General features: G+C 64.0%; 11 protein-coding genes. 6 read left to right on the plus strand and 5 right to left on the minus strand.

Annotated elements, in window-relative coordinates:
• Window positions 1–26: 26 nt before the first annotated feature.
• Window positions 27–944 carry an EamA family transporter gene (locus ACYPYD_RS16785; protein ID WP_459664307.1) on the minus strand — a complete coding sequence of 306 codons (918 nt, stop codon included), beginning with the start codon at window positions 942–944 and terminating at the stop codon, window positions 27–29.
• Window positions 941–3,028, minus strand: coding sequence for a glycoside hydrolase family 36 protein (locus ACYPYD_RS16790; RefSeq protein ID WP_459664309.1), 2,088 nt, complete (start codon window positions 3,026–3,028; stop codon window positions 941–943). The genes ACYPYD_RS16785 and ACYPYD_RS16790 overlap by 4 nt, the downstream gene beginning before the upstream one ends.
• Window positions 3,029–3,179: 151 nt before the next feature.
• On the opposite strand from ACYPYD_RS16790, the gene ACYPYD_RS16795 reads away from it, so the two are divergent.
• Entirely contained in the window at window positions 3,180–4,295 is a 1,116-nt protein-coding gene (locus ACYPYD_RS16795) for an amidohydrolase family protein (RefSeq protein WP_459664312.1), read from the plus strand.
• A 74-nt stretch (window positions 4,296–4,369) separates the two neighbouring features.
• On the opposite strand, the gene agaR is transcribed toward ACYPYD_RS16795, so the two are convergent.
• The gene (gene agaR, locus ACYPYD_RS16800) at window positions 4,370–5,149 is read right to left on the minus strand and encodes a transcriptional repressor AgaR (RefSeq protein ID WP_459664315.1); all 780 of its coding nucleotides are present in this window, start codon (window positions 5,147–5,149) and stop codon (window positions 4,370–4,372) included.
• Window positions 5,150–5,342: 193 nt separating this feature from the next.
• Between agaR and ACYPYD_RS16805 the strand changes: the two genes are divergently transcribed.
• Window positions 5,343–8,198, plus strand: a complete 2,856-nt coding sequence (locus tag ACYPYD_RS16805) for a TonB-dependent receptor (RefSeq protein ID WP_459664318.1) — start codon at window positions 5,343–5,345, stop codon at window positions 8,196–8,198.
• A 271-nt stretch (window positions 8,199–8,469) separates the two neighbouring features.
• Here ACYPYD_RS16805 and ACYPYD_RS16810 read toward each other — a convergent pair whose 3' ends face one another.
• Entirely contained in the window at window positions 8,470–10,269 is a 1,800-nt protein-coding gene (locus ACYPYD_RS16810) for a GAF domain-containing hybrid sensor histidine kinase/response regulator (protein WP_459664319.1), read from the minus strand.
• 93 nt (window positions 10,270–10,362) lie between these two features.
• On the opposite strand from ACYPYD_RS16810, the gene ACYPYD_RS16815 reads away from it, so the two are divergent.
• Entirely contained in the window at window positions 10,363–11,001 is a 639-nt protein-coding gene (locus tag ACYPYD_RS16815) for a hypothetical protein (RefSeq protein WP_459664321.1), read from the plus strand.
• Window positions 11,002–11,213: 212 nt separating this feature from the next.
• On the opposite strand, the gene ACYPYD_RS16820 is transcribed toward ACYPYD_RS16815, so the two are convergent.
• Complete coding sequence (locus ACYPYD_RS16820) at window positions 11,214–12,242, minus strand: IS110 family RNA-guided transposase (RefSeq protein ID WP_459664322.1); 1,029 nt, start codon at window positions 12,240–12,242, stop codon at window positions 11,214–11,216.
• Between the two features lie 194 nt (window positions 12,243–12,436).
• Between ACYPYD_RS16820 and ACYPYD_RS16825 the strand changes: the two genes are divergently transcribed.
• The 3 genes from ACYPYD_RS16825 to ACYPYD_RS16835 form a co-directional block, all read left to right on the plus strand.
• Entirely contained in the window at window positions 12,437–12,679 is a 243-nt protein-coding gene (locus ACYPYD_RS16825; protein ID WP_155986410.1) for a TolB-like translocation protein, read from the plus strand.
• 42 nt (window positions 12,680–12,721) lie between these two features.
• Window positions 12,722–12,874, plus strand: coding sequence for a hypothetical protein (locus ACYPYD_RS16830; protein ID WP_459664323.1), 153 nt, complete (start codon window positions 12,722–12,724; stop codon window positions 12,872–12,874).
• A 77-nt stretch (window positions 12,875–12,951) separates the two neighbouring features.
• A partial coding sequence (locus ACYPYD_RS16835; protein ID WP_459664325.1) for an SUMF1/EgtB/PvdO family nonheme iron enzyme occupies window positions 12,952–13,298 on the plus strand: 347 nt, incomplete at its 3' end.

Below are 13,298 nucleotides of genomic sequence, written 5' to 3' on the forward strand. Positions count from 1 at the left end.
CAACTAATCGAAACTAATCGAAACCATCATTCTGCAGGAACGGCGTCCTCGTCCTTGGCGTCCGGTTCGATGGCGAGAAGCAGCGAGGCCAGCAGCGCAAGGCCGATGCCCAGGCTCTTGAGCGGCCCCGGCACCACGCCCAGCACCGCCAGAGACAGCAGCGCCGTGGCAAGCGGTGCACCGGCATTGGACAGCGGCGCGACGATGATCGCCTTGCCGTAGCGGAAGGCGAACACCAACGTCAGCGCGCCGATGGCGTTGAGCACCTGGATCACGGCGGCAAGGCCCGGTCCGTCCCAGCCCCAGTTCACCGCTTTCGTGAAGTCCGTCATCGCCCAGGCGACCGGGATCAGCACGAGCGCGGAGAGCGTCATGTAGACGAAGATGCTCTCGCCCGACATGACGTGGTTGGCCGCCTTCATGAAGTAGGCCTGCACGCCCCAGCACAGCATCACGATCATCGCCGGGACCAGCCACGCGGCGGAGGCTCCGCCGCTGCTGCCGGGCGCGAAGTCGAAGGTCGGCAGCGCCAGCAGCGCCAGCACGATCCCCAGCGCGCCGAGCCTGCCGGTCCGCTCCCGCATGAACACGAAGGACAGCGCGATCGTGACCACAGGGGAAAGCGAGATGATCGGAAAGATCAGATAGGCTGGCCCGCGCGCCACGGCATAGAACAGCACCATCTGCCCGCCCGCGCCCAGCAGGCCCACCGCAAGCCCATAGGCGATCGCGCGAGGTGACCGGTCGAGCGCCCAGCGCGCACCGGCCAGAACCACCAGCGCCGGGGGAATCATGGTCAGCGCCCAGACGCAGTAGACCAGCGTTTCGGGAAACCCGTGCTGCGGCGATAGACCCGAAAACGCACCCCAGACACCCCATAGCACCACGGTGGCGAGGGCATTCACCAGCCATGCCCGGCTGGAAGGTGCGGTGACGGTGCTCATGCCTTGGCTGCCTTTGCGGGAGTTGCACGCACGAGCAGGAACCGCTCGAACTTCGCCGGAATGCCGTTCTGTTTCGCGGTGGCACTGCCCAGCGGAGCGCCAGTAAAGCCGTCCGTCAGGACATAGCGCCCTGCCCCCAACCCGCGCAGACTGACCGGCCCGTCCCAGCTATCAGCGTAGAAGGCATAGTGCAGCACTCCGTCCTTCTCGATCGCGTGCGCCTCGGGCTTGTCGAAACCGATGTCGTAAAGCCCGCCGAGATACCTCCCCTTGGGCAGCATGTTTTCACGGTAGAGATCGATCCACTTGCGCCAGACCTTCTCCTTGTCCGCCGTCAGCTTGAAGCCGCCGGGCGGCAGCGGTTCGGAAGGGCTGGGCGTATCCTCGGGCCAGGTGAACTTCGTCGAGGGGATCGCGCCGATGCCGTATGTGGAGGCGAAATCGTCGCGCGTCTCGGTCAGTTCGACATGGTCGCCGGAGTACGGCGCGGAGGGCCCCATCAGCGCCTTGAAGGTCTTGCCCTTGAGCCGCACCTGCCACGAGGAGGTCGGGTCCGACGCGGGCGTGTTGTTCATCGCCGGGATATTGTGGAAGGCGAAGCTGTCGCCGCAGGGGCAGATCTCGACGACCGCCTGCGGATTAATCGCCATGACCTCGTCGTAGATCGCCTTCCAGAAATCCTGCAGCTTTTCATAGGATTCCTCAGGCCGCGCGTGGTTATGCGCCGGGTTGTGGCACGGAGCGACGCCATTGAGATGCTGGCCGTCCAGCTTCAGGCCCTCGAAGCCCCACTCACCGATGATCGTGCGCACGACGCCGCGGAAATAATCGATGGTCGGCTGATAGGCCGGGCAGAGCGTGAAGGCGTTCCACCAGGTCACGTTCTGCGCCGCGCCGTCGCGGTCGAGCAGCAACATGTCGGCATGATCGCGCAGCAGCGGCGTGCCGGGATCGGCCGCCAGCGGTGCCAGCCAGAGGCGCGGGCGCATCCCATCGGCCTTGATGCGGTCGGCGAAGGCCTTCATGTCGGCGTCACCGCGCGGGAAGCGGCTGCGGTCGACCCGCCAGTCGCCATCCGCGATCTGCCAGCCGTCGTCGATCACCGCCCATTCGAAGCCGAGTTCCTTCGCCTTGGGCAGCGCGCCGTAGATCTGTTCGGGCGTGAACTTGCGCTCGTAGCCCCAGGCGCACCAGATCGCGCCGTAGCTCGAATCCGGGATCGCGGGCGCCTTGAGCCCCTGTTCGGCCATGAGCTGGCGATAGGCGTCGAGCGGACGGAAATGGTCGCCCTCATGCGCCATCACGAAGGCGCGTGGCAGTGCCAGCGTGGCGCCCGGCGCAAGCAGTTGATTTGCCTCGCCGGTCATGCCGATCCGCGTGCCGCCGGGCTGCGCCGAGACGGGCAGCGCCACGAGCCGCGGCACCGTCTCCAGATGCCCGACCGCCAATCCGACATCGCGGCGCCAGACCACCGCGACGGGCGTGCCGCCTCCGTAATCCGAGCCGTTCATGCCCATGAAGTTGCGCTGCTCGAAGCCGGGACTGACCTTCTGCACCCAGTCGCGCCGGTCGGGATAGGACGCCCCGGCGAAGCTCCAGGCGCCATCGGGATGGCCGTGCAGATCGTGCATGGCGATCCGCCAGCCGGTGACCGCCAACGGCTTGTCGCCGGTATTGCGATAGCGCACGTTGTACAGCGCGAGGCCGGGGAAGCGATCGAGGAACGTGACCGCGATTTCCTGTTCCAGCGCGCCGCCAGCCGTGCCGCGCAGGACATGACGGCGGCCACCGGCGACCTTGGATTCGGCGTGATCGAGCAGCACGAAGCGGTCGAACGCCGCGCCTTCCAGCGGGAACAGCGCCTCGGCCGCGGCCCATGGCGCGATTTCCTGCCCGCGATGAAGCAGGCGCGAACGCATCGCGGCGTCGAACTCGATGGTCAGCGTGCCGTCGGTGACGCGCGTGGTCGCCGCAGTCGCGGCCCAGACCTTGCCGGAGAGCAGAGGCCCGCTCGCGGCCGCGATCGTGGCGCCGGTCATCAGCCGGGCCAGTGCCGCGCGACGGGTTACGGGGCTGAATGACATGTCCGCACTCTCCTGATGGACTTGCGCATCGAACGTTCCACGCTCGGCGACCTCACGAGAAAAGACTTGCACCAGCGCAATCCGCCATGCAATCCAAAAACACAGTTTTTTGATGCGTTTTCTTTCGTTTTCGTTTGAAGGAGGCTGATCCGTGCGGAATCTGGTCAAAATGGCACTGTTTTCGAGTGCCGCACTGACGGCCTCGGTTGCCGTCGCCGCGCCTGCCGAGCAACATTATACCGAGGCGGACTTCGCGCATGTCGCCAAGTTCGATGCGCATGTTCATGCCAATGTCGATGACCCGCGTTTCATCGCAGTGGCGCGGCGGGATCGGTTCGAGATTTTGTCGATCAATGTCGATTATCCGGATTTTCCGCCGCTGCCGGAGCAAGCCGCAATCGCGGGGTCGATGCGCAAGGCGGACGCCAGGGTCTTCCACTTTGCCACAACGTTTCCGATGGATGGATTCGGGACGCCGGGTTGGACCGAGCGGACGGATGCGATGATCGATGCGGCGGTCGCCAAGGGGGCGGTTGCGGTGAAAGTCTGGAAGAACATAGGGATGGTGGCCAAGGACCCGGAGGGGAAGCGGGTTTTTCTGGATGATCCGCGGTTCGATGGGGTCATGGCGCATCTCGAAAGCCGCGGGATTCCGCTGATCGCGCATCAGGCAGAGCCGAAGAACTGCTGGTTGCCGCTGGAGCAGATGACGACCGAGAACGATCGCTCGTATTTCCGCGAACATCCTGAATATTATATGTTTCTGCACCCCGAGGAGCCGAGTTACGAGGCGCTGATGGCGGCGCGGGACCGGTTCGTGGCTCGGCATCCGAAGCTGGCGTTCGACGGGGCGCACATGGCCAGTCTGGAGTGGAGCGTCGATGAGCTGGCGAAGTTCTTCGATGCCCATCCGGGGGCGGTGGTCGATCTGGCGGCGCGGTTGTCAAACCTGCAGGTGCAGTCCAATGCCGATGTGGCCAAGGTCCGGGCATTTTTCGTGAAATATCAGGATCGTATCCTGTATGGCACCGACCTGACCGACAGTCCGCCGGACCCGGCGGCACGGGCGCAGAATCCGCCGGCTACCGATGATTTTCCGGGTGAGGCCGATGCCGTGTGGCGGGCGGACTGGCGCTATCTGGCGACACCGCTCAGCCAGCGGGTAGAAGCGATCCAGGCCGATGCGGTCGGGCTCAACCTGCCGAAGTCGGTGATCGACAAGATCTATTGGAAGAACGCCAGAAAGCTCTTCAATATCAAAGGGTAATACCGGAAAATCGAGTGCCGGTTCTACCGGCACTCAACGGCACCTAACAGTACCCTAGCCCTACCCTACGCGCCTTATGCGCGGTGCAGGCGGAACCCCAGACGGTCCGCAGCAGACTGCACCGCGTCACTGTCGGCCGCGTCGGTGACGAGGTCGTCGATCTCCTCGACGTTGAGGATGCGGTGGAGGCAGACCTTGCCGAATTTCGAGCGGTCGGTCACCGCGATCACCTGCCGCGCGGCTTTCGCCATCTTTCGGTTCAGCATCGCTTCGGGTTCGTAATGCGTGGTGATGCCGCGCTCGAAATCGAAACCATCGACGCCGAGGAATAGCTTGTCGACATGCAGGTCGCTGAGTGCGCTTTCGGTCTGGGCGCCGTAGAACGCGCGGTTGCGGCGGCGCAGGGCGCCGCCCAGCATGACCACGCGGATGCGCTCCTTGCGGGCCAGCGCGCAGAGGATGTCGAGATCGTTGGTGAGGACGGTGATCTCCTCGTCATCGGGCAGGTGATGAGCGATCTGCAGCGTCGTCGTGCCCGAATCGAGCACCACCGAATCGCCGGGTTGCACCATCGCGGCCGCCAGCGCACCGATCCGCGCCTTGGCGTCGGGATTGGCGGCACGCTTGATTTCCAACGGCGGTTCGGCGACGACGTTGACCGCATCGGCCGAGATCGCGCCGCCGTAGCTGCGCTCCGCCACACCCTTCTTCGCAAGGAAATGAAGGTCCTTGCGGATCGTCTGCATCGACACGCCGTAACGCTCGGAAAGGTCGGTGACCTGCACGCTGCCGCGCTCGCGCACGAGGGTGCTGATTTCCTGCCGCCTGCGGCTCGTGTCCCGGGTAACCACCATTTCATCACTCCTGCGAGCGTTTGCATTAACAGCGCCGAAGCGCCGCGACAAACATTAAGCGATGTTTCGTTACGTTTCTGTTTGACAGCTTCCGAATATCCAAGTTACCAAAACGAAATATAGCACGCCATACGGACGGGAATCATCGATGCCCCGATCCGGCCAAGGCGGGATCACATAGGGGTACGGAAACATGACGGGACGTAACACCTGGCGCTTGTCGGCGCTTGCCGGAGCCAGCACCATGGCGCTGCTCTCCGCCTCTCTCGCCCATGCGCAGGATGCCGCGACCGCTACCCCCGCTCCGGAAGCAGTTCCCTCCGCGCAGGACGATGCCGCAACCGCCGAGGCGATCGTCGTGCGCGGCGTGCGCGGCAGCCTCCTGCGCTCGATCCAGGCCAAGCGCAGCGCCGACACCATCGTCGATGCCATCTCGGCAGAGGAACTGGGCAAGTTCCCCAACCGCAACGTCGCCGAAGCGCTCGCCAACATCCCCGGCGTCACCGTGGGCCGCGACGGGCGCGGCGAAGGCCGCTCGATCACCATTCGCGGCCTCGGCGAGAATTTCGCGATCACCACCCTCAACGGTCGAATCCTCCCGACCGACGGGCCGGACCGCTCTTTTGCCTTCGACGTCCTCCCCTCCGAGATCATCTCGGGCGCCGAAGTGCAGAAGGCGGTCCGCGCCTCCGAGCTTGAAGGCAGCATCGGCGGCAACGTCGACTTGCGCACCGCCCGCCCGCTCGACCGCCCCGGCCTCCATGCCTCGGGCGCGGTCGAGGGGCAGTACAACGATCTGGCGGATAAAGGCGGCTACAAGGTCAGCGGCGTCGTCAGCACCACTTTCGCCGACGACACGATGGGGCTGATGTTCGGCGTCAGCTACAACAAGTACAAGTTCCGTACCGACAACCTCGGCGAATACTCGCTGGCCGACGGCACCGAGGCGGCTTACGGCGTGGACTTCAACCGTGACGGCGCCATCAACCCCGACGCAAACGGCCCGGCCTATATCTGGCCCGACTACTACAGCATGGGCACCGTGCAGGGCCAGCGCGAGCGCATCGGTTCGGCGGCATCGTTCCAGTGGAAGCCGTCCAGCCAGTTCGAACTGACGATCGACGGCATCTACAGCCGCTTCGACGTGAAGCAGCACAACTACCGTTCGTCCAACTATCTCAACCCGCTGGGTGACGACGGTTCGCCGCGCTGGGACCCCAGCTCGATCAGCGTGGACGCCAACAACGTCGTCACCGGCTTCAGCATCGACAACTACACCGCCGAAGTGCTCACCACCGACGAGCCGCGCAAGAGCCAGACCTGGCAGATCGGCGGCCACATCGACTGGAAGCCGACCGACCGCCTGAAGTTCGGCTTCGACGGCTACATGGGCAAGGCGCGAGACAACACCGGCGGCCAGAACCGCTTCGTGGTGGCGGGCATCACCGGCGCCTCCGCCACATTCGCGACGCGCAACGGCGGGCTGCCAGACCTCGACGTGACCATCCCCGGCGGGCGCAGCCTGTCGGAAGCGACCAACGACGATTTCCGGGCCCACTACATCGGCATCCAGGGCCAGAACATCGCCGACCGCACGCAGGGCCTGAAGGGCGACGGCACGTATGATGTCGATAGCGGGATCTTCAAGTCGATCCAGTTCGGCGCCTCGTTCACCAACCGCAAGAAGTCGGTCGCCACGATCGACAACCAGTACACCACCTCGTGTAACTTCTGCGGCTATCCCTTCACCTTCGGGCAGTTGGGCGCGGACGTGGTGAAGCCGGGCAACGGTTCGATCCTGGGCAAGCTGGACGGCGATTTCCCTCGCAACTTCCCGCGCTTCGACATCGACACCTATCTGGCGGCACTGTCGCGGGTGGAGAACAACCCGGCGATCCTGAACCCCAATTCGTGCCTCGACGATACCGGCGCTTCGATCCCGGGGTGCCAGCTTTCGCCGTATCCTGCGGGCTATTCCAATCAGGTGATCGAGGCCGATCTGCCCGCTTCGTACCGCATCAAGGAGCGCACCTGGGCCGGCTATCTGATGGCCAATCTGGAGGGCGACAAGTGGCGCGCGGATATCGGCGCGCGGCTGGTGGCGACCAAGGTTTCCTCGGTGGGCTACGGCGCCAGCATCGCCAGCATCATCCCGCGTGCAGGCACGCAGGACAATGCCGTCACCTTCAACCCGGTCGAGCCGATCAACGGTGGCGGCGACTACGTGCGGCTGCTGCCGGCGGCGAACTTCTCCTACGATCTGGCGGACGGGCTGCGGCTGCGTCTGGCCGCTTCCGAGGCGATCTCGCGGCCCAGCTTCGGGGAACTCTCGCCCGCCAAGGACGCGACTTCAGCGCAGTCGGGCACGTACATCATCTATGACGCGGGCAATCCGAACCTCAAGCCGACCGAGGCCAAGCAGCTCGACGTGAGCCTCGAATTCTACCCCACCAACCGCCTCGCGCTGACGGCGGCGGCGTTCTACAAGCACATCACCAACTTCGTCTCGACGGTGCCGGTGGACGTGCAGATCACCCCGACCAACCAGCCCGCCAACCAGCAGCAGAGCTACTCCTTCGTCGAATATCAGGTGATGAACGGCGACAGCGCCAACGTCTACGGGCTGGAAGTGGGCGGGCAGTACTTCCTCGACAACGGTTTCGGCATCCAGGCGAACCTGACCTACAACAAGTCGCGCGCGAAGACCGGCGGCATCACCACCGACCTGCCCGGCGCGATCCCGTTCTCGGCCAATGCCAAGCTGTTCTACGAGAACCATGGCATTGGCGCGCAAGTCTCGTACAGCTATACCTCGCGCTATACCTATGCGCAGGCGGGCAGCCTTTCGTACCTGCCGGTGAAGGAAGACCCCTACCACGAGGTTTCGGCGAGCCTGTCGTACGACGTGACCGACAACTTCTCGGTCTACGTGCAGGGATCAAACCTGCTGGGCTCGGCGATCAAGCGGTTCAACGAGTATCGCAACCTTCCGAATTTCTATGAGTATTCGGGCCGCTCGTTCTTCTTCGGGGTGCGCGGGCGCCTTTGATATGACGCCTTGCCGGAGCGGTCATCGACGGCTCCGGCAAGATCGGGCTCAAGGTGCCGGGTGTCCCTGCATCGAAGGATGCCGCAAACCGCTCGTACCTTGCCTCATCGAACGACCAGCGGGGCGATGCCTGTTCCCAGATCAGACGGCGTCATGGACCGGCAAAACAAGCCGGACGCCTAGAACTTCAGCACGCATCGGGCAGGCGCCCCGCATCGGTCGGCACGTTGCTGCAACTCGCCAGAACCGCGGTTCGATCCAGCGATGTCCATCAGGCCGCGCTGCCTTGCCGGGCATCGCGCAGGACGCGTGATAGCTCTTCCACCGAATAAGGCTTCTGCAGCAGCGCGAACCCATGCCGTGCGTCGCCGGCCAGAACGTGGCTGTAACCGCTCGTCAGGACGACCTTCAGGGCCGGCCAGCGGGAGCGGACATTCCTGCCAAGCTCGACCCCGTCCATCCCGGGCATGACAACGTCCGAGAAGACGATGTCGATCTCGCCATGGTCGCGCTCGAGTATCGCGATGGCATCACGGGCATTGGCGGCCCGGCGGGTGCTGAAGCCGAGATCACCAAGAAGCTGCGAAGCGAATTCTCCGACCTGGTCGTTGTCTTCCACGACGAGGATGCTGGCTTCGCTCGCGGCGACTTCGTCGGGTGCCGAAACGGCCTGAATTGCATTCGGCGCGGCGGCGCGAGGCAGGTAGAGGCTGAACATCGTACCTTTGCCAAGAAGGCTGTCGACGTCGATCTCTCCGCCGGACTGCTTGGTGAAGCCATAGACCTGGCTGAGACCAAGGCCGGTGCCCTTGCCGACTTCCTTGGTGGTGAAGAACGGTTCGAAGATATGATCGAGCTGTTCGGGCGGCATGCCCGATCCGCTGTCCGATACCGATACCTTGACGAAATCGCCCTTTGCGGCGGCATGCCCGCGCCGTGGCGGCACCGAGCCTGCGGCTTCGATCGCGATGGTGATACGCCCTTCGCCGTTCATCGCATCACGTGCATTGACCGCCATGTTGACGAGCGCGGTTTCGAACTGGCTGGCATCGACCTCCACGAAACAGGAGGCACAGATCGGATCGACGACGAGATCCACCCGCGATCCCACCACGGTGCGCAGCATGTCCGCTACGCTGCCCACCTTCGAGGCCGCGTTGAAGACTTCGGGCTTCAGCGCCTGCCGCCTGGCAAACGCCAGAAGCTGGCTGGTCAGCTTCGCGGCGCGATCCGCCGTTTCCGCTATCGCGTCGATATACTTCTTCTGCTTGTCGCGCGGGAGTTCGCGGCGGGCGAGAAGTTCGGCGGATGAACGGATGATGGTCAGCAGATTGTTGAAATCGTGGGCCACGCCGCCCGTCAGTTGCCCGATGGCCTCCATCTTCTGCAACTGGCGGACCTGATCCTCCGATGCCATCAGTTCGCGGGACCGTTCCTCGACCCGAATTTCCAGCGTCTCGTTGAGATGGCGCAGGGCTTCCTCGGCGAGCGTGCGCTCCAGAATGTCGGCGGCCTGCCGCGCCACGATGTCGAGCATGCGCAGATCGCGTTCCGAAGGCTCGTGCGGCGCATTCCAGTGGGTGGAGATCATCCCCAGCAGTTTGCCACTGCGCGAAAGCAGAGGGGTAGTCTGCGCCGACCTGATGCCGGCAGCGCGAAAAGCCTGGAGATCGGGCGTTCCGCTAATTTCCTCCCATTCCTCGAAGTCGGGCACGATGGCGCGCTGGCCGAATTTGAGCGCCAGGGTGCAACTGCTGTACGCCGCCGGGTTCACCCACTGCCAGAACCCGACTGCCTCGGGAGGCAGGCCGCGTTGTGCCAAGAGCTGCAGTTCGCCGCCATGGCCCGATGGATCGTCGGTCGGGCACAGCAACTGCATCGTTCCGAACTGCGAGCCCGTGATCGTGACGGCGGCATCGACGATCTTGCCATAAAGCTCGAAACGATCCTGCTCGTTGATGAGCGCCACGCTGATCCGATGGAGCAGGTCGATGTCGGAGAGCCCGTCGTCCGCATCCTGCGTGGGCGAGCCGATCGGCGACACCAGAGGCCCATGATGCGCGTTAGTCATTGTCCAAGTTCCCCGCGTGCGCGAGACCAATGGACGCGTCGCAGCGGGTGAACTACCAGGCAGCGGAAAAGTTCCGGGGGTCCGGTTTACGAAATGGACATCGCGACGCGCACGGTAAAGTGCCTGACATGCAAGTGGGGCGCGGGCGGATACGTATCGCGAATCTACTACCTCACCGATGGCAGTTACCTGATTTCCGGACCGGCATCGCTCGAAACCGCCGAGGCCACGCTCGGCGCCAAGCCGGAGCGCTACGGTACGACCTACCTTTACTGGATGCCGGCGGACGCCTCACTTCCGCCGCAGCCTCTGTCAGCGCATGCCGTGGGCGAAGTAGCGCTGGATTACGATCGCTCGAAGCCGGGCAGCGATCGCGTTGCCTGGGGTGAAATGGAACCCAAGCACCGTATGCTCATGGGGCAGGTCATAAATGACGGCAAACGGGCCTATCTGACGGACCGCACGCTGCTGCTGGCGGACCCGGAATCCGATCCTGCGTCGAAGGTGACGTTCATCGAAACCTATGACTTCATCGACGAGGGCAAGTCGATCCTGTTCTTCACCGTGGAAAAAGGGCGTCCGTTCAACGGCATTTACAAGCTGGACATCGCGACCGGCAAGACCAGCCCGATGCCGACGGACGCCCAGCACAACGAAACCCATTCCTTTCCGAATGTCCTGTGTGGATGGCTCCCGCGTTGCAAGTGGCGATTTGACGATCTGGCGTATTAGTCGGGTGCAGTCTTGTGTCCGGCCTGTTGGTGCAGCCGTTTCGTGACTGCTGGCCCTGATGGTATCCGCGAGCTAGGTCCCACTCTGCTATGCAGGCTATGATGCCTTGGACTTTCGGCGGGGTGTCCCGGCTCCCGGTCGACCGGTAACGCCATCACTTCTCTTCGCTCTCACAACCTCCTGAAGCCGCTCGGTGTCGAGCTGCTAATCCGTCATGCTGCCACGCCGATCGGCGCACGGTACGTGCCGCCACGCGCCATGATCGCCCAGGCGACCCTCGCCGTGCGATTGGCAGCGGCAACGGTTACGACCCGCGCGGGTTTGCGCGCCAGCATGGCAGCGATGCGCGGATCGACCGAGTCCGGTTTGGCCCGGGCGCGGCGCACCAGTGAGGTCATGCCGATAACCAGCAGGCGCCGCAGGTATCGATCGCCCATGCGCGAGATCCGACCCATCCGTTCCTTGCCGCCACTCGAGTTCTGAAGCGGTGTCAGGCCAAGCGAGGCGGCAAACTGCCGACCCGAGCGAAACCGCCCTGGGTCGGTTACCGACGCGGCAAGCGCAGTCGCGGAGATCAAGCCGACACCCGGGATCGTACCGAGGCGCTGCGACAGTTCGTTGGACCGGTGCCAAGTGAGCAACTCCTTTTCCAACGCCGCAAGCCGAACCTGCACTTCGCCGATCTGTCCGGCCAAGCCAGTGATCACGCGCACGGCGAGATCAGGAACCTCGGGCGCATCGCCCTTGGCGATCCGCGCGGCCAGTTCGATCGCGTGATGCAGCCCACGTACGATCTCGATGCCAAACTCTGCGAGCAGGCCACGGATCATGTTCACGAGCTGAGTACGCTGCTTGACCAACAGGTCGCGCGTCCGGTGCAGCGCCAGCGCCGCCTGCTGTTCCGGCGACTTCGCGGGCACGAACCGCATCGTTTGGCGCGTCACTGCCTCGCAGATCGCCTCTGCGTCATTCGCGTCCGTCTTGCCGCGCTTCACATACGGCTTAACGTACGCAGGCGGCATCAATCGAACCTCGTGCCCGAGTTTTGCCAGAGCGCGTGCCCAATGATGAGAGGTGCCGCACGCTTCGATGCCGACCAGGCACCGCGGCAACTTCGTGAAGAACGGCACCACCTGCGATCGACGCAATGCCTTGCGGACGACGACGGTGCCCGCAGCATCAACTGCATGAACCTGGAAAATGCTCTTGGCCAAATCGAGGCCGATGGTGGTAATCTCCATGTGGGTGGCTCCTATTTGCTCGTGATCGCCTGACAGCAATCACATCTTGGCACCTCGATGCCGTGAGCGGGAGCCATCCACCCCATCTGCTATGGTCTCGAGGAGACGAACCGTGCTTCGGACCCATCGAGCCCTTATAGAGGAGTATCGGGGCATCGGCCGCACTTCTGTCTTTTCTCCTGACGCAGCAAGGTGTGGCCGATGCCGAAGCTGTTGCACAGAAATACGGCGGGAAGACTTTTGACCTCTACGTTCTGGATTGGCAGACTGGCAAACGCCGGCAGTTAACCAATGTCAGCCGTGGCGGCGCGGAAGCGCATCAGTCAACGCTTGCACGAGACGGTCAGCATATTGCGTTCTCGCTGCAAGGACGATCCTCCAGGGAATACGCAGGAAAGGATGGCCTCTACATCGGTACGTTCGCACCCGGCAAGTAAAGCAGTTTCGCCGACGGTAACCGGGTGGCAATCGTGCCACCCGTGGCCTTTGCTTTCTCGGTATCGGTTGGATCGACGGTGCCGCCAGCGATGCGGGACAAGCTGGCCGAACTCGTCGCGGACCGGCATCGCGACGCCGCGCCGGACGGCGTCGCGATGCTAGCAAAAGGCGCAGCTCCTCCGGCAAAGCACTGAAATCTCGGGCGCATTGTCCGGTGTGGACATAGCGGTTAAGGTCCGGGAAAGTGGATCGGTTTGCAGGACACAGCGCAATGACGGGTATGCAGCTTGAGGCGCCGGCCGGGATGGTCCGTATTCCCGGCGGTACGTTCGCGATGGGATCGGAAACCTTCTATCCCGAGGAAGCGCCCGTGCGCCGCGTTTCGGTCGATGGGTTCTGGATCGATGCCACGCCCGTCACCAACCGCCAGTACGCACGGTTCGTCGCGGCGACCGGCTATCGCACCGTCGCCGAAGTCGCGCCCGATCCCGCGCAGTACCCCGGCATGCCGCCCGAGATGGCGCAGCCCGGCTCGCTGGTCTTCCACAAAACCGCCGCCCCGGTCGATACCGGCAATCCCGCCAACTGGTGGCGGTTCGAGTTCGGCGCCGACTGGCG

It is taken from the genome of Novosphingobium sp. 11B (assembly GCF_054589055.1).